Source organism: Halomonas sp. B23F22_10, from assembly GCF_043496975.1.
Classification (GTDB): Bacteria; Pseudomonadota; Gammaproteobacteria; order Pseudomonadales; family Halomonadaceae; genus Halomonas; species Halomonas smyrnensis.
The window spans coordinates 374,450-399,656 of the sequence record NZ_JBIEKF010000004.1; the positions used below are offsets into that span (position 1 = coordinate 374,450).

At 69.2% G+C, this 25,207-nt stretch carries 27 protein-coding genes; 18 read left to right on the forward strand and 9 right to left on the reverse strand.

Annotated elements, in window-relative coordinates:
• The first annotated feature begins 120 nt into the window (after positions 1-120).
• Complete coding sequence (locus ACGTNF_RS11510; protein ID WP_394601839.1) at positions 121-423, forward strand: DUF6482 family protein; 303 nt, start codon at positions 121-123, stop codon at positions 421-423.
• Positions 424-596: 173 nt separating this feature from the next.
• On the opposite strand, the gene ACGTNF_RS11515 is transcribed toward ACGTNF_RS11510, so the two are convergent.
• Together ACGTNF_RS11515 and ACGTNF_RS11520 are read right to left on the reverse strand one after the other, a co-directional pair.
• Positions 597-1,745 (reverse strand): AI-2E family transporter, encoded by a 1,149-nt coding sequence (locus tag ACGTNF_RS11515; protein ID WP_394601840.1) that lies wholly within the window; start codon positions 1,743-1,745, stop codon positions 597-599.
• A 251-nt stretch (positions 1,746-1,996) separates the two neighbouring features.
• Entirely contained in the window at positions 1,997-3,568 is a 1,572-nt protein-coding gene (locus tag ACGTNF_RS11520; protein WP_394601841.1) for a cryptochrome/photolyase family protein, read from the reverse strand.
• Between the two features lie 118 nt (positions 3,569-3,686).
• Here ACGTNF_RS11520 and hemH point away from each other — a divergent pair, with 118 nt between their 5' ends.
• Positions 3,687-4,772, forward strand: coding sequence for a ferrochelatase (gene hemH / locus ACGTNF_RS11525; protein WP_394601842.1), 1,086 nt, complete (start codon positions 3,687-3,689; stop codon positions 4,770-4,772).
• A 104-nt stretch (positions 4,773-4,876) separates the two neighbouring features.
• Here hemH and ACGTNF_RS11530 read toward each other — a convergent pair whose 3' ends face one another.
• Genes ACGTNF_RS11530 through ACGTNF_RS11555 form a run of 6 tightly spaced genes read right to left on the reverse strand, consistent with a single transcriptional unit; the run spans position 4,877 to position 10,751 of the window.
• The gene (locus tag ACGTNF_RS11530; RefSeq protein WP_394601843.1) at positions 4,877-5,305 is read right to left on the reverse strand and encodes a Na+/H+ antiporter subunit G; all 429 of its coding nucleotides are present in this window, start codon (positions 5,303-5,305) and stop codon (positions 4,877-4,879) included.
• Between the two features lie 11 nt (positions 5,306-5,316).
• Positions 5,317-5,586, reverse strand: coding sequence for a K+/H+ antiporter subunit F (locus ACGTNF_RS11535; protein WP_016853678.1), 270 nt, complete (start codon positions 5,584-5,586; stop codon positions 5,317-5,319).
• Positions 5,580-6,077: a Na+/H+ antiporter subunit E gene (locus ACGTNF_RS11540; RefSeq protein ID WP_394601844.1), complete on the reverse strand. Its 498-nt coding sequence runs from the start codon at positions 6,075-6,077 to the stop codon at positions 5,580-5,582. The genes ACGTNF_RS11535 and ACGTNF_RS11540 overlap by 7 nt, the downstream gene beginning before the upstream one ends.
• Complete coding sequence (locus ACGTNF_RS11545; RefSeq protein ID WP_394601845.1) at positions 6,074-7,585, reverse strand: monovalent cation/H+ antiporter subunit D; 1,512 nt, start codon at positions 7,583-7,585, stop codon at positions 6,074-6,076. Before ACGTNF_RS11545 ends, ACGTNF_RS11540 begins: the two co-directional genes overlap by 4 nt.
• Entirely contained in the window at positions 7,582-7,932 is a 351-nt protein-coding gene (locus ACGTNF_RS11550) for a Na+/H+ antiporter subunit C (protein ID WP_394601846.1), read from the reverse strand. The genes ACGTNF_RS11545 and ACGTNF_RS11550 overlap by 4 nt, the downstream gene beginning before the upstream one ends.
• A complete protein-coding gene (locus ACGTNF_RS11555; RefSeq protein ID WP_394601847.1) occupies positions 7,932-10,751 on the reverse strand; it encodes a monovalent cation/H+ antiporter subunit A in 2,820 nt (939 codons plus the stop codon). The genes ACGTNF_RS11550 and ACGTNF_RS11555 overlap by 1 nt, the downstream gene beginning before the upstream one ends.
• A gap of 244 nt (positions 10,752-10,995) precedes the next feature.
• Here ACGTNF_RS11555 and ACGTNF_RS11560 point away from each other — a divergent pair, with 244 nt between their 5' ends.
• From ACGTNF_RS11560 to rloA3, 12 genes are all read left to right on the forward strand, one after another.
• Entirely contained in the window at positions 10,996-13,326 is a 2,331-nt protein-coding gene (locus ACGTNF_RS11560) for a putative monovalent cation/H+ antiporter subunit A (RefSeq protein ID WP_394601848.1), read from the forward strand.
• Positions 13,319-13,750, forward strand: a complete 432-nt coding sequence (locus tag ACGTNF_RS11565) for a Na+/H+ antiporter subunit B (RefSeq protein ID WP_016853684.1) — start codon at positions 13,319-13,321, stop codon at positions 13,748-13,750. The genes ACGTNF_RS11560 and ACGTNF_RS11565 overlap by 8 nt, the downstream gene beginning before the upstream one ends.
• A gap of 3 nt (positions 13,751-13,753) precedes the next feature.
• Positions 13,754-14,101: a Na+/H+ antiporter subunit C gene (locus ACGTNF_RS11570; protein WP_016853685.1), complete on the forward strand. Its 348-nt coding sequence runs from the start codon at positions 13,754-13,756 to the stop codon at positions 14,099-14,101.
• The gene (locus ACGTNF_RS11575; RefSeq protein WP_152479606.1) at positions 14,098-15,615 is read left to right on the forward strand and encodes a Na+/H+ antiporter subunit D; all 1,518 of its coding nucleotides are present in this window, start codon (positions 14,098-14,100) and stop codon (positions 15,613-15,615) included. The genes ACGTNF_RS11570 and ACGTNF_RS11575 overlap by 4 nt, the downstream gene beginning before the upstream one ends.
• On the forward strand, positions 15,612-16,085 hold the full coding sequence (locus tag ACGTNF_RS11580) for a Na+/H+ antiporter subunit E (protein ID WP_046078215.1): 474 nt from the start codon (positions 15,612-15,614) through the stop codon (positions 16,083-16,085). The genes ACGTNF_RS11575 and ACGTNF_RS11580 overlap by 4 nt, the downstream gene beginning before the upstream one ends.
• Before the next feature lie 18 nt (positions 16,086-16,103).
• Positions 16,104-16,373 (forward strand): monovalent cation/H+ antiporter complex subunit F, encoded by a 270-nt coding sequence (locus ACGTNF_RS11585; RefSeq protein WP_016853688.1) that lies wholly within the window; start codon positions 16,104-16,106, stop codon positions 16,371-16,373.
• Positions 16,366-16,764: a monovalent cation/H(+) antiporter subunit G gene (mnhG, locus tag ACGTNF_RS11590; protein WP_394601849.1), complete on the forward strand. Its 399-nt coding sequence runs from the start codon at positions 16,366-16,368 to the stop codon at positions 16,762-16,764. The genes ACGTNF_RS11585 and mnhG overlap by 8 nt, the downstream gene beginning before the upstream one ends.
• A gap of 228 nt (positions 16,765-16,992) precedes the next feature.
• On the forward strand, positions 16,993-17,154 hold the full coding sequence (locus ACGTNF_RS11595; RefSeq protein ID WP_394601850.1) for a DUF2256 domain-containing protein: 162 nt from the start codon (positions 16,993-16,995) through the stop codon (positions 17,152-17,154).
• Between the two features lie 10 nt (positions 17,155-17,164).
• Positions 17,165-18,523 (forward strand): DASH family cryptochrome, encoded by a 1,359-nt coding sequence (locus tag ACGTNF_RS11600; protein WP_394601851.1) that lies wholly within the window; start codon positions 17,165-17,167, stop codon positions 18,521-18,523.
• Positions 18,520-18,993 carry a DUF3429 domain-containing protein gene (locus ACGTNF_RS11605; protein WP_394601852.1) on the forward strand — a complete coding sequence of 158 codons (474 nt, stop codon included), beginning with the start codon at positions 18,520-18,522 and terminating at the stop codon, positions 18,991-18,993. Before ACGTNF_RS11600 ends, ACGTNF_RS11605 begins: the two co-directional genes overlap by 4 nt.
• Positions 18,994-19,045: 52 nt before the next feature.
• Positions 19,046-20,350 (forward strand): lytic murein transglycosylase, encoded by a 1,305-nt coding sequence (locus ACGTNF_RS11610; protein WP_394601853.1) that lies wholly within the window; start codon positions 19,046-19,048, stop codon positions 20,348-20,350.
• Entirely contained in the window at positions 20,347-21,003 is a 657-nt protein-coding gene (gene rloA3 / locus ACGTNF_RS11615; protein ID WP_394601854.1) for a retropepsin-like aspartic peptidase RloA3, read from the forward strand. Before ACGTNF_RS11610 ends, rloA3 begins: the two co-directional genes overlap by 4 nt.
• Here the strand turns inward: rloA3 and ACGTNF_RS11620 are convergent.
• Positions 20,995-21,708, reverse strand: coding sequence for a 16S rRNA (uracil(1498)-N(3))-methyltransferase (locus ACGTNF_RS11620; protein ID WP_394601855.1), 714 nt, complete (start codon positions 21,706-21,708; stop codon positions 20,995-20,997). The two genes, rloA3 and ACGTNF_RS11620, sit on opposite strands and share 9 nt — an antisense overlap.
• Before the next feature lie 102 nt (positions 21,709-21,810).
• Here ACGTNF_RS11620 and phaR point away from each other — a divergent pair, with 102 nt between their 5' ends.
• The 4 genes from phaR to ACGTNF_RS11640 all read left to right on the forward strand — a co-directional run bounded on the left by phaR (position 21,811) and on the right by ACGTNF_RS11640 (position 25,160).
• Positions 21,811-22,260, forward strand: a complete 450-nt coding sequence (gene phaR / locus ACGTNF_RS11625; protein WP_016853695.1) for a polyhydroxyalkanoate synthesis repressor PhaR — start codon at positions 21,811-21,813, stop codon at positions 22,258-22,260.
• A 245-nt stretch (positions 22,261-22,505) separates the two neighbouring features.
• Positions 22,506-23,801, forward strand: a complete 1,296-nt coding sequence (gene purD, locus ACGTNF_RS11630; protein WP_394601856.1) for a phosphoribosylamine--glycine ligase — start codon at positions 22,506-22,508, stop codon at positions 23,799-23,801.
• A gap of 52 nt (positions 23,802-23,853) precedes the next feature.
• On the forward strand, positions 23,854-24,288 hold the full coding sequence (locus ACGTNF_RS11635; protein WP_394601857.1) for an acyl-CoA thioesterase: 435 nt from the start codon (positions 23,854-23,856) through the stop codon (positions 24,286-24,288).
• Positions 24,288-25,160 carry a phosphoribulokinase gene (locus tag ACGTNF_RS11640; RefSeq protein WP_152479598.1) on the forward strand — a complete coding sequence of 291 codons (873 nt, stop codon included), beginning with the start codon at positions 24,288-24,290 and terminating at the stop codon, positions 25,158-25,160. Before ACGTNF_RS11635 ends, ACGTNF_RS11640 begins: the two co-directional genes overlap by 1 nt.
• Positions 25,161-25,207 lie beyond the last annotated feature (47 nt).

Genomic DNA, 25,207 nt, shown 5'->3' on the forward strand with positions numbered 1-25,207 from the left:
CGGGCGGAACCCACGGTGCCCTCCACCGGTCTCAGGGCGATACGACAACGTCATCAGCATGTCATCTGACCGCATGAGACTGTGTCAGCATTCACCCTGAAAGATCCCGATGGAGGGACCATGGACTTCACTGACCTCAAGGCCTTCGTGGCCCATCACGACAACTTCGAGATCCGCGTGATCAGTCATGCCGGCAGCCGCGTCTATCAGGTCGAGCTGGAAGACATCGAGGGCCAGCGCCATCTGCTGACCCAGCGCGGCAAGCCGATGCTCTTCCGCGCCCTCGACGACGTCTATCTCGAGCTCAAGCGCGCCGGCATCCATCGCGCCTACCTGGTGCAGTACGTGGCGCACGACGAGATGATCGGCCGCGATGCGCACTACCAAGACGCGCTCAGCTCGCGCATGCCGCTGGTCTTTTGAAGACCACGCATCGCGCCCTTGTTCCGTGCCCCTGGGCCTGTCCTGGGCGGCTACCAAGATATTCCCGCTTCTCCTCGGCGCCCCCGTCAATAGATCGAGTTCCTGATGCCTCGGGGCGTTCTGCTTCCCGCCGATAGCATGCCAGACAACACGGCGGGTCTTCCTGCTGTGGCTTATCCCTTCTGACCGGAGCCGTGGTTGGGGCCTTCCCGTTCCGCATAACGCTCGCTGAGAAAATGTCCCAGCGCTTCCAGGCCGTCGATGTGCTCGCTCAGCGTCTTTATCGCGACCAGCAACGGTACGGCGACGATCATGCCGACGACGGACCACAGCCAGGCGAAGAAGGAGATGGCAAGAAAGACCACGACGGTATTGACGCGCAGGCTTCGGCCGACGAAATAGGGGGTGACGACCTGCCCCTCGAGGGTGGTCAGCAGGAAGTAGGTGCCGACCACGATGGCCAGCCAGCCGACCCCGCCCAGAGACACCAAGGCGACCACCGCCGCGATGATGATCCCCGCCAGGGCGCCGAGATAGGGGACGAAGTTGAAGACGAAGGCGATGATGCCGAAACTCAGCGGGCTTGGCATGCCCAGCAGCCACATCGCCATGCCCACGGCGATCCCCAGTCCGGCATTGATGATGGTGATGGTCAACAGATAGCGGGACAGCTTGCGCTCGATCTTGTAGACGATGCGAATCGCCCGTTTCTTGTCGCGCAGAGTGGGCATGACATGCACGATCTTTTCGTAAAACATGTCACCCGAAGCGAGCAGGAACAACAGTAGCACCATGGTAAAGATGAACTGGGTGAAAAGGGTAGGGATGAGGGATGCGAGCCTGTTGCTGAGCCTGTTGTCTTGCGATTCCACCTCCACCTTCTGAGTATCCGAAGCGTCGGAATCCGCAATATCGTCGAGCCTCTCCTTGGCGGCAAACAGGTCACTGAACGGCCCCGATATCTCGTTCATCCGATATTCTATTTTTCGTTCGATCTGCGGGGCGTCATTGATCCAGCCATTGACCGGCACCGCCAGAGTGGCCGCGATCGCGAACAGGCCGACGAGCAAGGCGCTCACGATGAGGATCGCCGACAGGCCCTGCGAGATGCCGAATCGATCAAACCCTCGCCTGACCGGGCTGAATACCATCGACAGCAGGAAGGCCAGTACGACGGGGACGATGAACATCTGCGAGTAGCTGAGCGCGAAGATGGACAGGTAAATGAACAGGCCCACGCCGATCCATTTGGGAATGGTGTTGGGCCGAGGCGCAGCGCTCGGCTCCCTGGTCCGGTGATCGTTGTCTGGAGTTGCGGTCATGGACGTGTCCGAGTGACGGGCGGATGGGGTGAGCCACTCACGGGGGGCGCAAGCGACAGAGCATCGTGGTTATGCGAGGCCCCTCTGGTGAGATCGCCAAGTCAATGACCGTCAGGCTAAGCCGTTGCCTGAGGAATCGCTAGTGTGTCGTGCCTTCCCCAGTGGCCTGGGCCGACTCGTGTGGCGTCGGTGGCGCGTGGGTTGCACCTGCAGTGCCTCCGCGGAACCGGGCAAGGCCGTGCGTCCGAGGCTCAGGCGGGGTGGTAGCCGGCCCGGTGCACGCCTCGACCATAGGCCGGTTCGGTCTCGAGCCCGGCCAGGAAGGCCTCGGCCTGGGCCCGCATGGCCGTGCGCTTGTCGTCCGACATGCGATCCAGCGAGCCATAGATCAGCTTCATGCGATGATTGCCCGACAGCGCGTCGCGGTGGGTCTCGAGGAAGCGCCAGTAGAGGCTGTTGAGCGGGCAGGCGTCGTCGCCGACGACCCGCTTCGGGTCGAAGCGGCAGTGCCGGCAATGGTCCGACATGCGATCGATGTACTTGCCCGAGGCGCAGTAGGGCTTGGAGCCCATCAGGCCGCCGTCGCCGTGCAGCACCATGCCCAGGGTGTTGGGCAGCTCCACCCACTCGCAGGCGTCGGCATAGACCGCCAGGTACCAGTCGCACAGCGCCGACGGGGCCACGTCGCACAGCAGCGCGAAGTTGCCGGTGACCATCAGCCGCTGGATGTGATGCGCGTAGGCGTTGTCGCGGGTCATCTCGATGGCGCGCCGGAGGCAGCGAAGCTCGGTGTCGCCGCTCCAGTAGAAGGCCGGCAGGCCGCGATTCGCCCCCAGGGCGTTGGCGCGCTTGTAGTCGGGCATGCGTGTCCAGTAGAGGCCGCGGACGTATTCCCGCCAGCCCAGTATCTGGCGAATGAAGCCCTCCACCGAGTTGAGCGGCGCGCGCCCCTCGCGATACTCGCGCTCGGCGCCCTCGCACACCTCCCGGGGCGAGAGCAGGCCGAGGTTCAGCGCCGCCGACAGCCGCGAGTGGAACAGGAAGGGGGCCTCGTCGCTGATGGCGTCCTGCCAGCGGCCGAAGTCGGGCAGCAGCTCGGCGAGGAAGTGGCGCAGATCGGCCAGCGCCTGGCGCCGGGTCACCGGCCAGTGGAAGCCCGCGAGGTCGCCGAAGTGATCGCCGAAGTGCTCCTCCACCAGCGTCATGACCTCGCGGGTGACGTCATCCCGACGATGACGCGGTGGGGCGGGCACCTCGAGGCGTTCGGGCAGCGGCTCGCGGTTGTCGTGGTCGTAGTTCCAGCGGCCGCCGGCGGGCTCGTCGCCCTCCATCAGCAGGCCGGTGCGCCGGCGCATCTCGCGGTAGAAATACTCCAGCCGCGGCGATTTGCGTCCCTTCTCCCAGGCGGCGAAATCCTCCGGCGTGGCATAGAAGCGATCGTCCTCCATCAGGCGCCAGGGCAGGGCGGCGTGAGCGCGCTCACCCATGGCCTGCCACAGGCGCCACTCGCCGGGGCGCACGGCGCGGATCTCGTCGCACTCGTAGAGCCGCGCCAGGCGCTCGGCCTCGTCGAGCAGCGTCTGGGCATTGTCCGGGTCGTCCAGGGCGCTGTAGTGCACGCGCAGGCCGCGGTCGCGCAGGTCGGCGGCGAAATGACGCATGGCGGCCAGGATCAGGGCGATCTTCTGCGGGTGATGGGGCACGTAGCGGCCTTCCTCGGCGACCTCGCACAGGGCGATGACCGCCTCCGGGGGCGCCTCACGCAGGCTCGGCAGGTCATGGCTGAGCTGGTCGCCGAGCACCAGGATCAGGGGACGGGACATTGTTCACCATAAGTTGTACAAATATCTTCAATAGTATAACCATATTTCGCCCGAATGCCCGCAGTGGTAGGCTAGGCCTATCAGTTTCGTCTCATGTCGATCACGGGGAACGCGCGCCATGGCAGCCTTCGAGCACTCATCCGATGCCGAGCAGGACTCACCGGGAGAGGGACGGCTTCGGCACGCGCCCGCCGATCATCCCACGCTGCCTCGGGCGAAGGTCGGCGTGGTGCTGGTCAACCTCGGCACGCCGGATGCCACCGACTACTGGTCGATGCGCCGCTACCTCGGCGAGTTCCTCTCCGATCGCCGGGTCGTCGATTATTCGCGCTGGCTGTGGCAGCCGCTGCTGCAGCTGGTGATCCTCGCCCGTCGGCCGTTCATTTCCGGCGCGGCCTACCGCAGCATCTGGAACCAGGAGCTCGACGAGAGCCCGCTGCTGACCATCACCCGTGAACAGACCGCCCGGGTGTCGGAGCGGCTCGAGGCGGCCTATGGCGACCGGGTCGAGGTGGACTTCTGCATGCGCTACGGCAACCCCTCCACCGACAGCGTGCTGCGCCGCCTCCAGGCGCGCGGCTGCGAGCGCATCCTGTTCTTCCCGCTCTACCCCCAGTACGGCTCGCCGACCACCGCCACCGCCAACGACCAGGCCTTCCGCACCCTGATGCGCCTCAAGTGGCAGCCGGCGATCCGCACCGTGCCCGCCTATTACCGGCATCCGGCCTATCTCGAGGCGCTTTCCGCCTCGGTACGCGAGGCCTATGAGGCCGCCGAGTCGACCCCGGAGGTGCTGGTGGCCTCTTATCACGGCGTGCCCAAGCGCTACCTCGACGATGGCGATCCCTACTACTGCCACTGCCATCAGACCACCCGGCTGCTCCAGGAGCAGCTGGCGATGTCCGACGAGGCGATCGAGACCACCTTCCAGTCCAAGTTCGGGCCGGAGGAATGGGTGGGGCCGGCCACCGTCGAGCGCGTCGCCGAGCTGGCTCGCGAGGGGCGCAAGCACATCGCGGTGATCTCGCCGGCCTTCTCCGCCGACTGCGTGGAGACCCTGGAGGAGGTCCAGCAGGAGATCCGCGCCGCCTTCCTCGAGGCTGGCGGCGAGACCTTTACCTATGTGCCGTGCCTGAATGCCCGCGAGGACCACGTCGATGCGCTGGAGGCCATCGCCCGTCAGGAGCTCTCGGGCTGGCTGTAGCGCCGCCCCTCGAGGCGTTCGCGCCCTCGTGACATTCGCATAAGAGAAAGGCGGCCCGGTGGGCCGCCTTTCTCGTTGCAGGGCGCGTTGCCGAGAGGCGTGTCTCAGTGCCTGTTCGGGCGCTTGTCGAGGGTGATGGGGTCACGCTCGGGGGGGGAGCCGTGGGGCACCGGCGTCTGGCCGACCTCTTCCTCCTGAAGCTCCACGGGATGGCCGCGGGTCTTGTCGACGTACTTGAGCTGCAGGTGCAGGCCGGTCTTGGCCAGCAAGTGAGCGCTTACCGGGGCGGTGATGAACAGGAACAGGGCGATCAGGATTTCCTGCACCACCGGCTCGCTGTCGGCGATGCCGAAGTAGAGCATCGAGGCCACCAGGGTGCAGCCGATGCCCATGGTGGTGGCCTTGGTCGGCCCGTGCAGGCGCATGTAGAAGTCACGCAGGTGCGCCATGCCCAGCGAGCCGATGAAGGCGAAGGCCCCGCCGGCGATCAGGAACAGCGAGATGACTCCCTCGAGAATCACGTAGAACGTCATGCCGGACCCTCCTATTCGATGATGTCGCCGCGCAGCAGGTACTTGCAGACCGCCACGGTACTGATGAAACCGAGCATGGCGATCAGCACCGCCGCCTCGAAGTAGGTCTTGGTGCCGAGCCACAGGCCGAGCAGCACGATCAGGGCGATGGAGTTCACGTACATGGTATCCAGCGCCAGGATGCGGTCGGGCAGGCTGGGCCCCACCGTCAGGCGGAAGGTGTTCAGCAGCAGGGCCAGCATCACCAGCGTCAGGCTGATCTTCAGCGCGATGTCTAGCATTCGTAGATCTCCTTGAGCGGGCGCTCGTAGCGTTCGCGGATCTGTTCGATCAGCGCCTCGTCATCCTCCGCGTCCAGGGCGTGGATCAGCAGCGTCTTGCCGTCCATGCGCACGTTGGCCGACACCGTGCCCGGGGTCAGGCTGATGGTGCTGGCCAGCAGGGTGATGGTGAAGCGCTCCTCCAGCATCAGCGGATACTCCACGAAGTGGGGGTGCGTACGCTGACGCGGGTTGAGGATCAGCCAGGCGACCTCGAAGTTGGCGACCACGATGTCGCCCAGCACTCGCAGCACGTAGCGCAGCAGCAGCCCGGGGCGCTTGACGTTGGGCTGCACGTCCCAGAAGCGGTAGGTGAGCAGCGGGATGGCGATGGCCAGGGCGCCGCCCAGCAGGAACTGACCGAAGGCCAGGCTGCGCACCAGCAGCAGCCACACCACCAGCAGCAGCAGCGACAGCATCGGGATCGGCAGCCAGGAACGAGGACGGATCATGAGGCGTCTCCAGCGTCGGGGAGCAGGGTGCGAACCATGGCATCGGGATCGGCCAGCTGCTCGGCGGCGGCCTGGGTGTAGTCGCTGACCGGTCCGGCCAGCGCCACCAGCAGCGGCGAGGTGGCCAGCAGCAGGGACACGCCGATCCAGTGCTGGCGGGGCAGCGGCTCGCCGTCGCGCTCGCCCTTCTGGCTGCGCCAGAACAGCGTCGAGCCGGCCCGCGACAGGGCGATGATGGCGCCCAGGCCGCTCGCCAGCAGCAGCGGCCACAGCCACGGCTGCTGCTCGGCGGTGGCGGCGTCCAGCAGCAGCGCCTTGCCGATGGCGCCGGACAGCGGTGGCAGGCCGGCCACCGCCACGGCACCGGCCAGGAACAGCATCGAGAGCGCGCCACCCTGGGTCAGCGGCCGGCCGCGGACGATGCGTGTCCCGGCCTTGCCGCGCTGCAGGCCGATCATCTCGGCCAGCAGGAACAGGCCGCCGGTGACCAGGGTGCTGTGGACCAGGTAGTAGAGCAGCGAGGACGTGGCCTCGACCGTGCCCATGCCGACGCCGGCCAGCAGGGTGCCCACCGAGACCAGCACCAGATAGGCCATCAGCAGGCGCAGGTCGCGGGCGGCCAGCACGCCGAGGGTCGCCACGGCCAGGGTCGCCAGCGCCAGCCACCACACCCAGGGCTGCTGCAGGGCGGCCAGGCTGCCGGCCTGCTCGCCGAAGACCAGCGAATAGACCCGCAGGATGGCGTAGATGCCGACCTTGGTCATGATGGCGAACAGCGCCGCCACCGGGGCCGGCGCTGCCGCGTAGGCCCGCGGCAGCCAGAAGTACAGCGGCAGGATGGCGGCCTTGAGGCCGAACACCACCAGCAGCAGCAGGGCGCCGGCGGTCACCAGGCCGCTGCGCTCGGCGGGCAGCTCGGCGATGCGGGCCGCCATGTCGGCCATGTTCAGGGTGCCGGTGGCGCCGTAGAGGGTGCCGACGGCGATCAGGAACAGCGACGAGCCGGCCAGGTTGAGCACCACGTAGTGCACGGCGGCCTGGGTGCGCGACTTGCCGCCGCCGTGCAGCAGCAGGGCGTAGGAGGCCAGCAGCAGCACCTCGAAGAACACGAACAGGTTGAACAGGTCGCCGGTCAGGAAGGCGCCGTTGATGCCCATCAGCTGGAGCTGGAAGAGGCCGTGGAAGTTGCTGCCCTGCTCGTCGTCGCCGCCGCAGGCGAAGATCACGCAGCCCAGGGCCAGCACCGAGGTCAGCATCACCATCAGCGCCGAGAGGCGGTCGAGCACCAGCACGATGCCGAACGGCGGCTGCCAGTCGCCCAGCGCGTAGTAGGCGATCTCTCCGCCGGCGGCCCGGTCGACCAGCAGCGCCGAGACCGCGACCAGCGCCAGGGTGGCCCCGACGCCGAGCCAGCGCTTGGTGCGCGGGCTGCCGTGGCGCGTGCGTAGCAGCAGCACGCCGGCGATCAGCGGCAGCACGACGGGAAGCACGATCAGGTGGGGACTCATCGACGGTTCTCCTCTCGATCGTCGCGACCGCGGCCGCCGTCGACGTGGTCGTTACCCATGTCGCCCCGGGCGCGCATCGCCAGGATCACCGCGAAGGCGGTCATGGCGAAGCCGATGACGATCGCGGTCAGCACCAGCGCCTGGGGCAGCGGATCGGCGTAGGTGGTCTTGCCGTCGACGATGGCCGCGCCGTGGGTGGACAGCCCGCCCATCGAGAACAGGAACAGGTTGACCGCGTAGGACAGCAGGGTCAGTCCCACTACCACGGGGAAGGTCCGGCCCCGCAGGATCAGATAGAGGCCACAGGCGCTGAGCACGCCGGTGGTGATGGCATAGAGGCTTTCCATCAGCGTTTCTCCTTGCCGCTGGAGGTGGAGGGCGCGTCGTCCTTGCCCGGCCGGTGGAGCGTGGTGACCTTGCCGAGGTTGGCCAGGATCATCAGCGTTGCCCCGACCACGGCCAGATAGACGCCGAGGTCGAAGATCATCGCCGTGGCCAGCTCGAAGTCGCCGATCAACGGCAGATGGAAGTGACCGAAGGACGAGGTCAGGAAGGGGTAGCCGAACAGCCAGCTGCCCACGCCCGTCAGGGTCGCCAGCCCGACGCCGGCGATGGCCACCGGCTGATAGGGGAAGTCGAGTCGCGCCTGGGCCCATTCCACGCCGCGGGCGATCAGCAGCAGGATCAGCGCCACGGCGGTGATCAGGCCGGCGATGAAGCCACCGCCGGGCAGGTTGTGGCCGCGCAGGAAGATGAAGGCGGACACCAGCAGCGCCAGCGGCAGCAGCGCCTGGGAGATGGTGGTCAGGATCATCGGGTAGCGATCCGGGCACCACAGCCGGCCCTCGGTATCACTGTGCGGCATGAACAGGCGCAGGCGATTGAGCAGCTTGAAGATCGCCAGGCCGGCGATGGCCAGCACGGTGATCTCGCCCAGGGTATCGAAGCCGCGGAAGTCGACCAGGATGACGTTGACCACGTTGTGGCCGCCGCCGCCGGAGACGCTGTTGTCGAGGAAGAAGCCCGAGATGCTGGCGTTGTCGCGGGTCAGCACCGCGTAGTTGAGACTGGCGATGGTCATGCCCAGGGCGCCGGCCAGGGCGATGTCGCGCAGGTTGCGCGGCATCGAGGACTCGCGCGGCGTCTTCTGGGGCAGGAAGAACAGCGCCAGCATCAGCAGGATGATGGTCACCACCTCCACCGAGAGTTGGGTCAGGGCCAGGTCGGGGGCGGAGAAGCGGGCGAAGGTCAGCGAGACCAGCAGGCCCACCATCGACAGCATCAGCAGCGAGATCAGGCGGTAGCGGTGGGTGACCACGGTGGCCAGGCCGCTGAAGATCAGCAGCGCCGCGCCGGTCATCAGTATGCCGTCCACCGCCTGCTCGGGCCGGTCGCCTGCCAGGCTCGGCATCTTGCCGAGGCCGAGCGCGATGAACGCCAGCGAGACCAGCAGCAGCAGGCCCACGTAGCGCTGCAGCGAGGCGTTGTCGAGGCGTGACAGCAGCGACTCCGAGCGGTTCGCCGTGCGCTGCACGGCGGCCTCGAACACCAGTCGCGCGTCCACCGGCTTGAAGCCGCGCAGGAAGCGGCGCAGGTGCGAGTGGGCGGCATAGAGCCCCACGCCGACGAGCAGCGCCACGGCGCTCATCGCCAGCGGCAGGTTGAAGCCGTGCCAGATCGCCAGGTGGAATTCCAGCGGGGCGAGCAGCACCGCGCGGCTGGCCAGGTCGAGCAGGCCGCCGGCCAGCGCCGAGGGGAACAGGCCGACCAGCACGCACAGCATGGCCAGCAGCGCCATCGGGGCGCTCATCAGTCGCGGCGGCTCATGGGGCGCCTTGGGCGGCGCCTGCTTCGGCGTCTTGAAGAACACCGCGTGCACCAGGCGCAGCGAGTAGGCCACCGAGAGCACGCCGCCGGCGGTCGCCAGCAGCGGCATCAGCCCGCTCAGCCCGCCGAGGACCGGGGTGTCCAGGGTCTCGGCGAACAGCATCTCCTTGGACAGGAAGCCGTTGAACAGCGGCACGCCGGCCATGGCCGCGCCGGTGATCGTGGTCAGCACGGCGGTCAGCGGCATGGCGCGGCGCAGCCCGCCGAGGTGCGACAGCTCACGGGTGCCGGTCTCGTGGTCGATGATGCCCGCCCCCATGAACAGCGCCGCCTTGAAGGTGGCGTGGTTGATGATGTGGAACAGCGCCGCCAGCACCGCCATCGGGCTGCCGATGCCCAGCAGCACCGTGATCAGGCCCAGGTGGCTGACGGTGGAGAACGCCAGGATGCCCTTGAGGTCGGTCTTCATCAGCGCGAACCAGGCGCCATAGAGCATGGTGGTCATGCCGACCAGCGAGACCGTCAGGGTCCACAGCTCGCTGCCGGCCAGCGCCGGGTGCAGGCGCGCCATCAGGAAGATGCCTGCCTTGACCATGGTCGCCGAGTGCAGATAGGCCGAGACCGGCGTCGGCGCGGCCATGGCGTGGGGCAGCCAGAAGTGGAAGGGGAACTGGGCCGACTTGGCGAAGGCGCCGAGCAGCACCAGCGCCAGGGTCAGCGGGTAGCGCGGATCGGCGAGGATGGTCTCGCCGCTGGCCAGCACGGTGTCCAGGTCGTAGCTGCCGACGATATCGCCGATCAGCAGGAAACCGGCCAGCAGCGCCAGGCCGCCGGCGCCAGTGATCGTCAGCGCCATGCGCGCGCCCTTGCGGGCATCGCTGCGGTGCGACCAGAAACCGATCAGCAGGAAGGACGAGAGGCTGGTCAGTTCCCAGAAGATCCACAGCAGCAACAGGTTGTCGGACATCGCGATGCCGACCATGGAAGCCATGAACAGGATCAGATAGGCGTAGAAGCGCCCGTAGGGTTCGTCCGGATCCAGATAGTAATGGGCGTAGAGCAGGATCAGCAGGCCGATCCCCAGGATCAGCAGGTTGAACAGCAGCGACAGGCCGTCCAGCCTGAAGGCCAGCTCCAGGCCCAGTGAGGGGATCCAGTCGATGGCGAAACGCAGCGTCTCGCCGTCGAGCAGGGCGGGGATTTCCGCCAGCATCAGCAGCAATGCCAGGGCGGGCAGGGCGGCGGTGGCCAGGGAGCATTCCCGGCGTCTCAGTCCGGCGCCGAAGGCCGGCACCAGCACGCCGAGAAGGGGTAGCAGCGCTATCCACATCAAGGTCATCGATCAGTCATCCTGCTCGGTTGCGTTATGTCGGAGCGTCATCATGCCGAGAGGGCGGCCGCGCGCAAGAGGTCAGGCGCCGCCTCCGTCCCAGGGCCGATCGAGCCCCATGAAGTAGTTGAATCGCAATACCTTACCGTATCGGGCGGCGGCTCGCGCCACCTTGCCTTTCAAAATCGGGCTCTTTAAGGTTGAGTCACGTTTTATCCGGTGGGCCCGCGCGGACGCCAGGGAGGAAGGCTCGATGCAACTGGTGGTGTTGGGAGGTTTCTTGCTCGCCGGGATGGCGCCGCTGCTGCATCGCTGGTTCGGCTCGCGCACCCCGCTGCTGATGGCGGCGCTGCCGGCGGGGATCGCCGCCTGGCTGCTGGCCCAGTGGCCGGCGATCGTCGCCGGTGAGGCCCTGCGCCTGGAATGGGCCTGGGCCCCGGGGCTCGATATCAGCCTGACCTTCCTGATCGACGGCCTGTCGCTGATGTTCGCCCTGCTGATCAGCGTGATCGGCGCCCTGGTGCTGGCCTACAGCGGCGAATACCTGCGTGGCCATCGCGACCTGCCGCGTTTCCTGGTGGTGATCACCGCCTTCATGATGTCGATGCTGGGCCTGGTGCTGGCCGACAACCTGGTGGCGCTGTTCGTGTTCTGGGAGCTCACCAGCGTCACCTCCTACCTGCTGATCGGCTTCAATCACACCGATGCGACGGCCCGCAAGGCCGCACAGCAGGGCCTGCTGGTGACGGTGGGCGGCGGGCTGGCGCTGCTGGCCGGCGTCGTCATGCTGGCCGTGGCCGGCGACAGCTGGTCGCTGGCGGCCCTGGTCGAGCGCGGCGAGCTGCTGCGCCAGCACGACCTCTATACGCCGCTGCTGATCTGCATCCTGGTCGGGGCCTTCACCAAGTCGGCCCAGTTCCCCTTCCACTTCTGGCTGCCCAATGCCATGGCGGCGCCGACCCCGGTCTCGGCCTATCTGCACTCGGCGACCATGGTCAAGGCCGGGATCTACCTGCTGGCGCGCCTGCATCCGGCGTTGGGCGGCAGCGAGACCTGGACGCTCACCCTGTCGCTGGTCGGCGCCCTGACCATGGCCACCGGGGCCTTCCTGGCGATCCATCACACCAGCATCAAGAAGCTGCTGGCCTATTCCACGGTGATGGCGCTGGGCACCCTGACCCTGCTGCTGGGCATCGGCACGCCCGGGGCCTTGAGCGCCTTCGTGGTCTTCCTGCTGGCGCACTCGCTCTACAAGGGCGCGCTGTTCCTGATCGCCGGCATCCTCGACCACGAGACCGGCACCAAGGACGTCACCGCCATGGGCGGGCTGCGTCGGGTCATGCCGCTGACCGCCACCCTGGCCGTGGTCGCCGGGCTGTCGCTGGCCGGGCTGCCGCCGCTGCTGGGCTTCGTCGGCAAGGAGCTGATGTTCGCCTCGGTGCTGGACGCCACGGCCTGGCGCTGGCTGCTCCTGGCCCTGGCCTTCCCGGCCGCCTTCCTGACCCTGGCGGTGGCGGCGATCGTCACCCTGCGGCCCTTCTTCGGTGCCCGGCGGGAGACGCCCCGCACGCCCCACGAGCCGCCCTTCGCCATGCTCGCCGGCCCGCTGCTGCTGGCGTCGCTGTCGCTGTGGCTGGGGCTGGCGCCGGGCGGGCTGGACGGCCTGACCAACGCCATCCTGGCGGGCATCGGGGCGCCCGACGCCGGCGTGCACCTGGCGCTGTGGCACGGGGTCAACCTGCCGCTGGTGCTGTCCGTGGCCAGCCTGGTGCTGGGGGGGCTGGTGTATCGCCACTGGGATCGGCTGCGCCTCGCCCTGCGGCGGCTCGACCCGCTGATGGCGCGTGGCCCCGAGGCCGGCTATGCGGCGCTGATGGCGGGCCTGGTGTCGCTGTCGGCCTGGCAGACCCGCTTCCTGCAGAACGGCTACATGCGCAACTACCTGGTGATGACCCTGCTGGTGCTGCTGGGGCTGGTGGGGCATGCCTTCTTCGTCCGTCACGGCCTGGCGATCGAGCTCGGCCTGTCGGTCCACTTCCACGAGGCGGTGGTCGCCGGGCTGATGGTGGCCGGCGCGGTGACCGCCTGCGTGATGCGCGCCCGGCTGGCGGCGGTGGCGGCGGTGGGGGTGATGGGCTTCTCCATCGCCCTGACCTTCGTGTTGTTCAGCGCGCCGGACCTGGCCATCACCCAGCTGCTGGTGGAGACCCTCACCGTGGTGCTGCTGGCGCTGGTGCTGTTCCGCCTGCCGCGCTTCGCGACCCTGTCGACCCCGCTCGAGCGGCTGCGCGATCTGGTGGTGGCGACCCTGACCGGGGGGCTCATCACGCTGCTGATGCTCTCGGTGCTGTCCGGGGAGCGCCTGCCGCGCATCTCCGACTGGATGGTCGCCAACAGCCAGCCGCTGGCGCACGGGCACAACATCGTCAACGTCATCCTGGTGGATTTCCGCGCCCTGGACACCCTGGGCGAGATCTTCGTCCTGGCCCTGGCGGCCGTGGGCGTCTACGCCATGCTGCGGTTCCACGCCGGCGAGTACGAGGCCCGCGACGACGGGCGCTCGGGAGGGCCGCCCGATGGTTAAGTCCGGCACCCTGATCCTCAGCGTCGCCGCCCGCCTGCTGCTGCCGCTGCAGCTGCTGTTCTCGGTGTTCCTGCTGCTGCGTGGTCACGACGAGCCCGGCGGGGGCTTCATCGCCGGCCTGGTGGCGGCAGGGGGCTTCGCGCTCTACCTGTTCGCCTTCGGTCGTCACGCCCTGCGCCGAGTGCTGCGGGTCTCGCCGCGCGATCTGGTGGGCGTGGGGCTGCTGCTCGGCGTGAGCTCGACGCTGCCGGCCTGGTGGAGCGGCGAGCCCTTCTTCACCGCCCACTGGTGGACGATCCCGGTGATCGACTTCAAGGCCTCGACGCCGCTGATCTTCGATATCGGCGTCTACCTGGCGGTCGTGGGCGTGGTGCTCACCGCCATCACCGCCCTGGTGGACACCGATCGACACGATGAGGGATAGCCTATGGAACCCCTGATGGCCGTGACCATCGGCGTGCTGTTCGCCACCGCCATCTACATGATGCTGCGGCGCTCCATCGTCAAGCTGGTGATCGGGCTGATGCTGCTGTCCAACGCCGCCAACCTGCTGATCTTCGCCACCGCCGGCATGCGCCGTGGGGCGCCGCCGCTGGTGCCGGAGGGGCTCGCTGCCCCCGAGTCGGCGGTGGCCGATCCGCTGCCCCAGGCGCTGGTGCTGACCGCCATCGTCATCGCCTTCGGCGTGCTGTCGTTCGCGGTGGTGCTGGTGCGGCGCGCCTGGGAGATCGTGCGCGCCGACGACCTTGACCGGATGAAGGATACCGACACGTGACCCCGCAGATCGCGCTCCCCGTCCTCATCCCGCTGTTCGCCGGGGCCCTGTCGCTGGTGTTCTGGCGCTCCCGCACGATGCAGCGCCTGATCGCGGTGGGCGGCACCGTCGGGCTGCTGGCCACCGGCGTCTGGCTGCTGATGACGGTGAGCCGCGACGGCATCCAGGTGATGCAGATGGGCGGCTGGCCGGCGCCCTTCGGCATCAGCCTGGTCGCCGACCTGCTGGGCGCGCTCATGGTCGTGCTGACCGGCATCATCGGCCTGGCGGTGGCGCTCTTCTCGCTGGCCTCGGTCGGCCGTGGGCACCAGGACTACGGCTATTTCCCGCTGATGCACCTGCTGCTGGCCGGCGTGGCCGGGGCCTTCTTGACCGGCGACATCTTCAACCTCTACGTGTGGTTCGAGGTGATGCTGGTGGCGTCCTTCGCGCTGCTGATCCTGGGCAGCGAGAAGCCGCAGATGGAGGGGGCGATCAAGTACGTGACCCTCAATCTGGTGTCGTCGGTGCTGTTCCTGGTCGCCGTGGGCCTGCTGTACGGCATGGTGGGCACCCTCAACATGGCCGACATCGCCCGCCGCCTGACGACCCTGGACGATACCGGCATGGTCGACGTGCTGGCGATGATGTTCATGGTCGCCTTCGGCATCAAGGCGGCGGCCTTCCCGCTGTTCTTCTGGCTGCCGGCCTCGTACCACACGCCGCCGGTCGCGGTCTCGGCGCTGTTCGCCGGCCTGCTGACCAAGGTCGGGGTCTATGCGCTGTTCCGGGTGTTCACGCTGATCTTCCATCACAGCCCCGGCTATACCCACGAGATCCTGCTGTGGGGAGCCGCCCTGACCATGCTGTCCGGTGTCCTGGGGGCGGCGGCGCAGTTCGAGTTCCGTCGCATCCTGTCGTTCCACATCGTCAGCCAGATCGGCTACATGATCCTGGGGCTGGCGCTGTTCACGCCTCTGGCGATCCTCGGCGGGGTGTTCTATATCGCCCACCACATCATCGTGAAGACCAACCTCTTCCTGATCAGCGGCATCGTCCAGCGGCTGCGCGGCAGCTATCGCCTCGAGACGCTGGGCGGCGTCTATCGCCAGCACCCCTGGCTGGCGGTGCTGTTCCTGATATCGGCGCTGTCGCTGGCCGGCATGCCGCCGCTGTCGGGCTTCTTCGCCAAGTTCATCGTGATCCGGGCGGGCCTCGAGGCCGAGGCCTACGGGGTGACGGCGATCGCGCTGCTGGTGGGGCTTCTCACCCTGTACTCGATGATCAAGATCTGGAACGAAGCGTTCTGGAAGGCGCCGCCCGATGACGAGGCCGGGGGCGAGCCCGCCCGGGAGGTCGGGCAGCGCGAACTATGGCTGATGGGCGCGCCGGCGGTCGGCCTGGCGCTGTGCACCCTGGCGATCGGGCTGCAGCCCGACGCGCTCTATGCGCTGGCCGAGGCCTCCGCGGCGCAGCTGCTGGCGCCCGAGCGTTACATCGAGGCGGTACTCGGCGTACCGGGAGGGGAGCCATGATCGGCGCGGCCTGGAACCTGATGCTCGGCGTCGCCTGGGTGGTGCTGACCGGCGACTTCAGCGGCGGCAGCCTGTTCGCCGGTCTGGTGTTCGGCTACCTGGTGCTGGCGCTGATCCAGCCCCAGGTGCCGGCGCTGGCCGGTTACGCCCAGCGGCTGCCGCGACTGATCCGCTTCGTCGGCTTCTTCCTCAAGGAGCTGGTGGTCTCCAACCTGCGGGTGTCCTACGACATCGTCACGCCGCCCTGGTACATGAAGCCGGGGGTAATCGCGATGCCGCTGAAGGCCCGCACGGAATTCGAGATCGCCTTCGTCGCCAACCTGATCTCGCTGACCCCGGGGACGCTGAGCCTGGACGTCTCCGACGACCGCCGCGTGCTCTACATCCATGCCATGTTCCTCGACGACGAGCCGGCGCTGACCCGCAGCCTGGCCGAGCTCGAGCGGCGTGCCCTGGAACTCTTCCACTGACGAGGGGAGGCCTGTCCCGTGTCGATCGTGATCCTGTTCAGTCTGGCCGTGATGTCGCTGGCCCTGTGCCTGGCGTTCGCGCGCCTGTTCCGGGGGCCGAGCCTGCCGGATCGGGTCGTGGCGCTGGAGCTATTCTCCTCGATCCTCGTCGGCATCATCGGCGTGGTGGCCATCGCCACCGACGTGGCGATCCTGCTCGACGTGGCCATCGTCATGGCGCTGATGGCCTTCATGGCCACCATCGGCTTCGCCCGGTTCCTCGAGCGGGGAGGGCCGCGAGATGACTGAGGTGCTCACCGCCGCCGGCCTGCTGACCGGCTCCACCTTCATGCTGCTGGCCGCCCTGGGGGTGGTGCGCCTGCCCGATCTGCTGACCCGCCTGCACGCGACCACCAAGGCGGCCACGCTGGGCGTGTCGCTGATCATGCTGTCGGTGGCGGTGCACTTCGCCGAGACGGCGGTGGTGGCCCGGGCCCTGGGGATCATCCTGTTCCTCCTGCTGACGGCACCGGTGGCGGCGCATATCATCGGCCGCGCCGGCTACTTCGTCGGCGCCCGGCTGTGGGACGGCACCGTCAAAGACGAGCTGCGCCCCCACTACGATCCGCTGACCCATCGCCTGCGCAGCGGGCGCGAAGAGGACGACGAGCCGCCCGCCGCGCCGCCCCACCGCGACTGACTCCCCCGCCCGCAAGACGCGCCTCGCCCCGTCGGGGCGTGTCACCCCGAGACTCGCGACGCCCCCAGGTTGGCGAGTCGCTCGCCGCCTTCGGCCCATTCCCCCCGCCTGCCGGCCCGCAGGGTGAATCCTGTCGGCGTCGGCCGTGCCGCTTGCGTTCGCGATCATGGGATATAACATGTACATAAGTTGTACCATTTTTTTATCCTGTCCATGTCGGGTGAAGCCATGCGTCGCAAGGCCGACCTTCCCTCCAAGCCCTGCCAGTGCTGCGGCCGTCCGTTCCGGTGGCGCCGCAAGTGGGCGCGCTGCTGGGAGGAGGTGCGCTATTGCAGCGACCGCTGCCGTCGCGAGGCCAGGCGCCTTTCACGAGGCGAGGACGGGGCATGAGGAGGCCGTCATGAGCATCGATCTCGTCTGGCTGCGCCAGGACCTGCGCCTGGCCGACAATCCGCTGTTCGCCGCGCCGCTGGGAGAACACCTGGCCTGCGTCTATGTGCTGGATGAGCGCTGGCTGAAGGAGCGGCGCATCGGCCCGGCACGCCTCGGCTTCCTGTGGCAGAGCCTGATCGAGCTGCGCGGCCGCCTGCTCGCCCGGGGCAGCGACCTGCTGGTGCGGATCGGCGATCCGGCCGAGGAGGTGGCCGCCCTGAGTGCCGAGCTCGGCGCCCGGCGGGTGAGGGTGCGGCGCGATCCCGGCTGGGAGGAGACCCGCGCCGTCGAGCGGCTGGCGCCGCGCCTCGCCGCGGGGTGCGAGCTCGAGTGCCTAGAAGGGGGCATGCTGTTCACCGAGGACGACCTGCCGCGGCCGGTCGCGGCGCTGCCGCCCGGCTTCTCGGGGTTCCGGCGTCGGCTCGAGGGCGTCACGCCCCAGGGCGCCGGCGCGGAGCCGGTGACGCTGCCGCCCTGGCCGCCCGATGCCTCGCGCGGGCTGCCGCCGCTGCGCTGGGTCGACGTGCGGGCGGCCGAGTGGAGCGCCTCGCCCCTCGGCGGCTTCTCCTTCGCCGGCGGTGAGAGCGCCGGCCTGGCGCGGCTGGACGATTACCTGTGGGGCAGCGGCGCGGTGGCGCACTACGCCGAGACTCGCAACGGCCTGGTCGGCGCCGACTTTTCCAGCCGGCTGTCGCCCTGGCTGGCACTGGGCTGCCTCTCGGCCGCCCAGGTCAACGATGCCCTGGACGGCTGGGAGGCGCAGCGCGGCGCCAGCGACTCGAGCCGCTGGCTGCGCTTCGAACTGCTGTGGCGGGAGTATTTCCACTGGGCCGCGTGGCAGGATGGCCGGCGACTCTATGGCGGCGCCACGGCGCCCGACGGGGGCGAGGAGTTCGCGGCCTGGTGCCGTGGCGAGACCGGGCTGCCGTTCGTCGACGCCGGGATGCGCGAGCTGGCCGAGACCGGCTGGCTGTCGAACCGCGCCCGCCAGAACGTGGCCAGCCATCTCGTTCACGACCTGGGCGTCGACTGGCGACTGGGGGCGGCCTGGTTCGAGCGCTGCCTGATCGATCATGACGTCGCCAGCAACTGGGGCAACTGGGGCTATATCGCCGGCCGTGGCCGGCATGCCAGGGCGCATCGCTTCGACGTCCTGGACCAGGCCGAGCGCTACGATCCCCGGGGCGACTACGTGGCCCGCTGGTGCCCCGAGCTCGCCGACCTGCCGCCCGGCAGCGCCCGCCATCGCCCCTGGCAGCACGATCCCGCGGTCTTCCTGCCGCCGCCCTCGCTGGCGACGCCGGCTCGGCGGGACGTCGCGCCATGAACGCCGATCGCGATGACCCGGAGCGGGGCGCCCGCCTCCCCGGCATGAACGGACTCGGCGTCGCCGGGCTGGTGCCGTTCGTCGTGACCCTGACGGCGGCCTACCTGGCATCGCCGCCGGGGCAGACCCTCGCCATCCAGGCCTTCCTCGCCTATGGCGCGGTGATCCTGTCCTTTCTCGGCGGGGTGCACTGGGGACTGGCGCTGGCCGGCGCCGGCGGGCCCGAACCCGCGGGCCGCCGCCTGGTCGTGGGCGTGCTGCCGAGCCTGGTCGCCTGGCCGGCGCTGCTGCTCGCGCCGCCGGCCGCCGCCGCGACGCTGCTGGCCGGCTTCGTCGCCCTGCGCCTCTACGAGGCGGGCCCCGGCGCCGCGGGGCTGCCGGGCGACTATCGGCGGCTTCGCACTCGACTGACCGCCGTCGTGGCGGCCTGCCATTTGGCACTGATCGCGAGGCTGCTGCTGCTGGCCTGAACGGGCGTTCTGCGCGATCATCGGGGGCCATTTTCGTCAAGGAACGTCGTCGATGTTGCCCCCGTTACTGCTCCTCGTGCTGCTCTGTGCCGGCCTGGCCGGCTGCCAGGGTCTCACCCCGCCGCGCGCCGAAGCCGCCTCTTCCGCGGCCACTCCCGAGACGTCTGCCACGGCCGATGCCGCCGCCACGGCGATGACGGACGAGTCGGCGTCCGCCGAGCGGCCCGGGGCCGTGGGCGACTTCGACGACTGGCGCCGCGACTTCCGCCGCCTGGCGAGCGACCAGGGCCTCGGCGAGGCCGCCCTGGCGCGCATCGACGCGCTGCGCTACCTGCCCCGGGTCATCGAGCTGGATCGGCGTCAGCCGGAGTTCGTGCGCCCGATCTGGGAGTACCTCGACGGGGCGGTGTCGACGAACCGGGTGAGCACCGGCCGCGATCGGCTCGAGGCCCATCGCCGCACGGCCGAATGCGCCGAGGATCGCTACGGCGTGCCGGCCGAGGTGCTGGTGGCGATCTGGGGCATCGAGAGCAGCTACGGCGGCTATCAGGGCGAGGTCTCGACCCTCGATGCCCTGGCGACCCTGGCCCATGACGGCCGCCGCCGCGACTTCGCCCGCGGCGAGCTGCTGGCGGCGCTGCGCATCCTCGAGGCCGGTGACGTGCCCGCCGAGCGCATGGTCGGCTCCTGGGCCGGCGCCATGGGCCATCCGCAGTTCCTGCCGTCGAGCTATCTGGCCCACGCGGTGGACGGCGACGGCGACGGCCGCCGCGATATCTGGGGCAGCGTCCCCGATGCCCTGACCTCGATCGCCGCCTATCTCGCCGAGGCCGGCTGGCGCGCCGACGAACCCTGGGGCCTGGAGGTCGCGCTGCCGGACGACTTCGACTATTCGCTGACGGGCGATACCACCCGCCGCAGCGCCGACGACTGGGCCACGAGGGGCGTGCGCCCGCGCGCCGGCGAGGCGCTGCCCGCACTGGACGAGGCCGCGCTGATCGCGCCGGCCGGGGCACGGGGGCCGGCCTTCCTGGTCGGCCACAACTTCCGCGTCATTCGCCGTTACAACAACGCCACCAGCTATGCGCTGGCGGTGGCCACGCTGGGCGACGCCATCGACGGGCGCCCCGCGGTCCAGGGCGACTGGCCCCGCGAGGAGCCGGCGCTCAAGCGCACCCAGGTGCTGGAGCTGCAGCGGCGACTCAACGCCCGCGGCCACGAGGTCGGCGAGGCCGACGGCATCCTCGGGCCCAATACCCGGCGTGGCCTGCGGGCCTTCCAGCGCGAGATCGGCGTGACGCCGGACGGCTTCGCCACCCTGGGGCTGCTGGAGCGGCTGCGGGAGGTGGGCTCATGAGGCGCGCGGCGTGGTGTCTGGCGGCGGCGCTGTGGTCGGGGCTGGCCCTGGCCGAGGCGCCGGATCGCACCGTGGGCTGGGTCGAGTCGGTGACCCTGATGCCCTGGAACCTGCCCTTCGAGGCCAAGCTGGACAGCGGGGCGCTGACCTCGTCGCTGGACGCGAGGGACATCGAGCGCTTCGAGCGCGACGGCGAATCCTGGGTGCGCTTCCGGCTGCAGTTCGATGACGAGGACAAGGGCGAGACCTTCGCCATGACCCTCGAGCGCCCGCGGGTGCGGCGCCTGACGGTGCGCGGCGCCGGCGGCACCGACGATCGGCCGGTGGTGCTGATGGATGTGTGCGTGGACGGCGTGCGCCACGAGGAGGAGTTCAGCCTGCGCGACCGCTCGGAGATGACCTACCCGATCCTGCTGGGGCGCCGCACCATCGGCCACCTGGGGCGACTGGACGTGGCCAGCACCCATCTGACCGAGCCCGGCTGCGACGGCGATGCGCCGCGCAAGCCCCATCGGCCGGACGAGGACGCGTCCGGCGATGACGGGGCGAGCGGAGAGAACGAGGAGAAGGGGAAGACCGACGGCGCTGAGGCGTCGTCGTCATCGGCCGTCGAGCCGGCCTCCGAGCCCGAGGACGCGCCGGCGTCAGAATAGCCGTGCCAGCAGGGCGGTGACCGCGGTCTCCACGCGCAGGATGCGCGGGCCCATGTGGACGCCATGGCAGCCGGCCTCGACCAGCTTCTCCACTTCCCACGGAATGAAGCCGCCCTCGGGGCCTACCACCAGCAGCGTCGGCGCCTCGACCCCGCGGGGGCAGGCGTCCGACATGCCGGGATGGGCCAGCAGCCCGCGGCGGCCGGCCAGGAGCCCCGGCAGGTCGTCCTCGACGAAGGGGCGGAAGCCCTTGGCCAGGGTCACCCGCGGCGGGCGGGTGTCCCGGGCCTGCTCCAGGCCCAGCTCCAGATGGCGGCGGATCTTGTCCTCGGACAGCTCCGGCGACTGCCAGTAGCTCTTCTCCACCCGTTGGGTGTTCAGAAGCGTCAGCTCCTTCACGCCGAGCGCTGTCACGTGTTCCAGGGTGCGCGCCAGCATCCGCGGCCGCGGCAGGGCCAGCACCAGATGCACCGGCAGCGGCGCCGGCGGGGCCTGGTCGAGGCCGGAGACGTCGAACACCGCCTCCGTGTCGCTCAGGGTCAAGAGCTCGCCGCGCCCCAGGGCGCCGCCCTCGATGCCCAGCGTCATGGCGTCGCCTTCGCGGGCCCGGTGGACCTCGCGCAGATGGGCGAGCCTTCGCGGGTCGCGCACCCGGGCCAGGCGGTCGTTCTCGATGTCGTCGGGCGAGAGCAGGATCAGGTTCATGGGGCCTCGTGGTGCCGGTATGCCTTGCATGAAGGGTGGGGCGGTGCACAATACCTGCATAAGGAGGCATCCGCCCACCCGATTCGAACCGAGGAGAGCGCCGTGCGCGTGATTCGCAAGTATGCCAACCGCAGGCTCTATGATACCGAACAGAGCCGCTACGTGACCCTCGAGGACCTGCGCAAGCTGATCCTCGACGAGGTGCCCTTCCGGGTCGAGGATGCCAAGAGCGGCGAGGACCTGACCCGCACCATCCTGCTGACCATTATCATCGAGCAGGAGCAGGCCGACGGCGACGCCCAGGTGTTCTCCAACGACCTGCTGGCCCAGTTCATTCGCGTCTACAACATGGCCCAGCCGCTGCCGCTGGCGCGCTACCTGGAGCAGGGCACGCAGCTGATGATGGAGCAGCAGAAGCACCTGCAGGACCAGTGGCAGCAGGCCATGCGCCACACGCCGATGGAGATGATGCGCGAGCTGGCCGAGGAGAACATGCGCTTCTGGCAGCAGAACCTCGGCGGCAAGGGCCGCAAGGACGACGACGAGTCCTGATGGCGTATCGATGCTCTCGGGGCTGATCCGGTGACAGGTCGCCGAGGGGCGCTGTGACCCCTTCCTTGGGCGCTACTTTTGCCATCCATGGCAAAAACCCCCTCTCCGACCTGTCCCCGGCGCCCCGCGTGGCGCTTCGATAGGTCGGCGTATCGAAGCTGAAGGCGGCGCCGGCGGCCGCTTTCTGACATAATGCGGCGACGTTTTTCCCGTGTTATCCCCCTGTAAGTGAGGTAGAGCAGCGGATGAAGGTTCTGATCATCGGCGGCGGTGGCCGCGAACATGCCCTGGCCTGGAAGGTCGCCCAGTCGCCCGAGGTCGAGACCGTCCACGTGGCCCCGGGCAACGCCGGTACCGCCCGTGAGCCGGGGCTCGAGAACGTGGCGATCGGCGCCGATGACCTGGACGGGCTGGTCGCCTTCGCCCGCGATCAGGCCATCGACCTGACCATCGTCGGCCCCGAGGCGCCGCTGGTGGTCGGCGTGGTCGACCGCTTCCGCGAGGCCGGCCTGGCGATCTTCGGCCCCACCGCCGGCGCCGCCCAGCTCGAGGGCTCCAAGGCCTTCACCAAGGACTTCCTGGCCCGTCACGCCATTCCGTCCGCCGAGTACCGCACCTTCGTGGCGGTGGAGCCGGCGCTCGAGTACCTCGCCGAGAAGGGCGCGCCGATCGTGATCAAGGCCGACGGCCTGGCCGCCGGCAAGGGCGTGATCGTCGCCATGACCCGGGAAGAGGCCGAGGCCGCGGTCCACGACATGCTCGAGGACAACGCCTTCGGCGACGCCGGCGCCCGGGTGGTGATCGAGGACTTCCTGCAGGGCGAGGAGGCCAGCTTCATCGTCATGGTCGACGGCGAGACGGTGCTGCCGATGGCCACCAGCCAGGACCACAAGCGCGCCTACGACGACGACCAGGGCCCGAACACCGGCGGCATGGGCGCCTACTCACCGGCCCCGGTGGTCACCGACGAGGTCCATGAGCGGGTGATGGAACGGGTGATCCGTCCCACGGTGCGCGGCATGGCCGAGGAAGGCCATCCCTACACCGGTTTCCTGTATGCCGGCCTGATGATCGATCCCGAGGGCAACCCGCGGGTGATCGAGTACAACTGCCGTTTCGGCGACCCCGAGACCCAGCCGATCATGATGCGCCTGCAGTCCGACCTGGCCGAGCTGTGCCTGGCCGGCGCCCGCGGCGAGCTTGCCGGCCACGCCTGCGAGTGGGATTCCCGCGCCGCAGTGGGCGTGGTGATGGCCGCCGGCGGCTATCCCGGCGGCTATCGCAAGGGCGACGCCATCGAGGGGCTCGACGCCGCCGAGGCCACCGGCAGCAAGGTCTTCCACGCCGGCACCGCCACGGGCGACGACGGCGAGGTGCTGACCGCCGGCGGCCGCGTGCTGTGCGTCACCGCGCTGGGCGAGGGCGTCTCCGCGGCCCGCGATCTGGCCTACCGGGGCGTGGCCGAGATCCGCTGGCAGGACGCCTTCCACCGCGGCGACATCGCGCATCGCGCCATCGCCCGGGAAGGCGGCGAGGGCTGAGCCCGCGAGCCCGATCCCCCACGACGTCGCACATTCACCACCAGGAGGCGGCATGGAGCGCGTGAAACTGGAGTTCCCCGAGGCGGACATCCTGCACCGGCACCCGCTGTCGGTGCGCATCACCGACATGAACTACGGCCGGCACCTCGGCCATGACGCCGTGGTGTCGCTGATGCACGAGGCCCGCGTCCATGCCCTGGCCGCCCGCTCGCTCGCCGAGGGCGACATGGGCGGCTTTCCGTGCGTGGCGGCCGATCTGGCGGTGCAGTATCAGGCCGAGTCGCGCTGGCCCGAGGCGCTGGAGGTGGACACCGCCATTCCGGCGCCGGGGCGCCGCGCGATCGCCGTCTACCATCGCATCCGGCGGCTCGCCGACGATCGCCCCGTGGCCACGGCGCGCATCAATCTGATGCTGGTGGACCCCGCCACCGGCCGCCCGGTGGCGGTGCCCGACCTCGTGCACGAGCGTCTAGCGGGGGCGAGTTGATGTCGCGCGAGTATCCGATCATCGCCGTGACCGGCTCCTCCGGGGCCGGCACCACCACGGTCAAGCGTACCTTCGAGCGCATGTTCGCCCGCGAGGACCTGCATGCCGCCTTCGTCGACGGCGACGCCTTCCATCGCTACACCCGTCAGGAGCTGGCGCGGATCTTCCGCGAGGAGCCCGAGCGCAAGGACGAGCTGTCGCACTTCGCCGTGGAGGCCAACCTGCTCGAGGAGCTCGAGGCGCTGTTCCAGGAGTACGGCGAGCACGGCACCGGCACCTATCGGCACTACATCCACGCCGAGGACAAGTCGATGATCGAGGCCGGCTACCAGGTCGGCACCTTCACCGAATGGCAGCCGCTGCCCACCGGCACCGACCTGCTGTTCTACGAGGGGCTGCACGGCGGCCTGGTGACGCCCGAGCACGACATCGCGCGCCACGCCGACCTGCTGGTCGGAGTGGCGCCGACCATGAACCTGGAGTGGATCCAGAAGATCGATCGCGACATGCGCTATCGCGGCTACTCCCAAGAGGCGGTGATCGACACCATCCTGGGGCGCATGGACGACTATGTGCGCTACATCCAGCCGCAGTTCTCGCGTACCCACATCAACTTCCAGCGGGTGCCGACGGTGGATACCTCGAACCCCTTCGAGGTGCAGGACATCCCCGCCGACGCCGAGTCCTTCGTGGTGATCCGCTTCCGCGATCCGGCCACGGTGGACTTCCCCTACCTGCTGGCGATGATCCCCGATGCCTTCATGAGCCGCCCGCACACCCTGGTGGTGCCGGGCTCGCGCATGCCGCTGGCCATGGAGCTGATCCTGGGGCCGCTGGTGCGCCACCTGCTGGCCCAGCGACGCTTTCGCTGATTCGCTTCGTTTCCCGCTGACGGCATCCGCCGTTCGTCATCCGCCGA

Bases quoted from the DNA above. Each gene is read 5' to 3' on its own strand.
- ACGTNF_RS11510 (WP_394601839.1), top strand. From the start codon at position 121: ATGGACTTCACTGACCTCAAGGCCTTCGTGGCCCATCACGACAACTTC.
- ACGTNF_RS11515 (WP_394601840.1), bottom strand. From the start codon at position 1,745: ATGACCGCAACTCCAGACAACGATCACCGGACCAGGGAGCCGAGCGCT.
- ACGTNF_RS11520 (WP_394601841.1), bottom strand. From the start codon at position 3,568: ATGTCCCGTCCCCTGATCCTGGTGCTCGGCGACCAGCTCAGCCATGAC.
- hemH (WP_394601842.1), top strand. From the start codon at position 3,687: ATGGCAGCCTTCGAGCACTCATCCGATGCCGAGCAGGACTCACCGGGA.
- ACGTNF_RS11530 (WP_394601843.1), bottom strand. From the start codon at position 5,305: ATGACGTTCTACGTGATTCTCGAGGGAGTCATCTCGCTGTTCCTGATC.
- ACGTNF_RS11535 (WP_016853678.1), bottom strand. From the start codon at position 5,586: ATGCTAGACATCGCGCTGAAGATCAGCCTGACGCTGGTGATGCTGGCC.
- ACGTNF_RS11540 (WP_394601844.1), bottom strand. From the start codon at position 6,077: ATGATCCGTCCTCGTTCCTGGCTGCCGATCCCGATGCTGTCGCTGCTG.
- ACGTNF_RS11545 (WP_394601845.1), bottom strand. From the start codon at position 7,585: ATGAGTCCCCACCTGATCGTGCTTCCCGTCGTGCTGCCGCTGATCGCC.
- ACGTNF_RS11550 (WP_394601846.1), bottom strand. From the start codon at position 7,932: ATGGAAAGCCTCTATGCCATCACCACCGGCGTGCTCAGCGCCTGTGGC.
- ACGTNF_RS11555 (WP_394601847.1), bottom strand. From the start codon at position 10,751: ATGACCTTGATGTGGATAGCGCTGCTACCCCTTCTCGGCGTGCTGGTG.
- ACGTNF_RS11560 (WP_394601848.1), top strand. From the start codon at position 10,996: ATGCAACTGGTGGTGTTGGGAGGTTTCTTGCTCGCCGGGATGGCGCCG.
- ACGTNF_RS11565 (WP_016853684.1), top strand. From the start codon at position 13,319: ATGGTTAAGTCCGGCACCCTGATCCTCAGCGTCGCCGCCCGCCTGCTG.
- ACGTNF_RS11570 (WP_016853685.1), top strand. From the start codon at position 13,754: ATGGAACCCCTGATGGCCGTGACCATCGGCGTGCTGTTCGCCACCGCC.
- ACGTNF_RS11580 (WP_046078215.1), top strand. From the start codon at position 15,612: ATGATCGGCGCGGCCTGGAACCTGATGCTCGGCGTCGCCTGGGTGGTG.
- mnhG (WP_394601849.1), top strand. From the start codon at position 16,366: ATGACTGAGGTGCTCACCGCCGCCGGCCTGCTGACCGGCTCCACCTTC.
- ACGTNF_RS11595 (WP_394601850.1), top strand. From the start codon at position 16,993: ATGCGTCGCAAGGCCGACCTTCCCTCCAAGCCCTGCCAGTGCTGCGGC.
- ACGTNF_RS11600 (WP_394601851.1), top strand. From the start codon at position 17,165: ATGAGCATCGATCTCGTCTGGCTGCGCCAGGACCTGCGCCTGGCCGAC.
- ACGTNF_RS11605 (WP_394601852.1), top strand. From the start codon at position 18,520: ATGAACGCCGATCGCGATGACCCGGAGCGGGGCGCCCGCCTCCCCGGC.
- ACGTNF_RS11610 (WP_394601853.1), top strand. From the start codon at position 19,046: ATGTTGCCCCCGTTACTGCTCCTCGTGCTGCTCTGTGCCGGCCTGGCC.
- rloA3 (WP_394601854.1), top strand. From the start codon at position 20,347: ATGAGGCGCGCGGCGTGGTGTCTGGCGGCGGCGCTGTGGTCGGGGCTG.
- ACGTNF_RS11620 (WP_394601855.1), bottom strand. From the start codon at position 21,708: ATGAACCTGATCCTGCTCTCGCCCGACGACATCGAGAACGACCGCCTG.
- purD (WP_394601856.1), top strand. From the start codon at position 22,506: ATGAAGGTTCTGATCATCGGCGGCGGTGGCCGCGAACATGCCCTGGCC.
- ACGTNF_RS11635 (WP_394601857.1), top strand. From the start codon at position 23,854: ATGGAGCGCGTGAAACTGGAGTTCCCCGAGGCGGACATCCTGCACCGG.
- ACGTNF_RS11640 (WP_152479598.1), top strand. From the start codon at position 24,288: ATGTCGCGCGAGTATCCGATCATCGCCGTGACCGGCTCCTCCGGGGCC.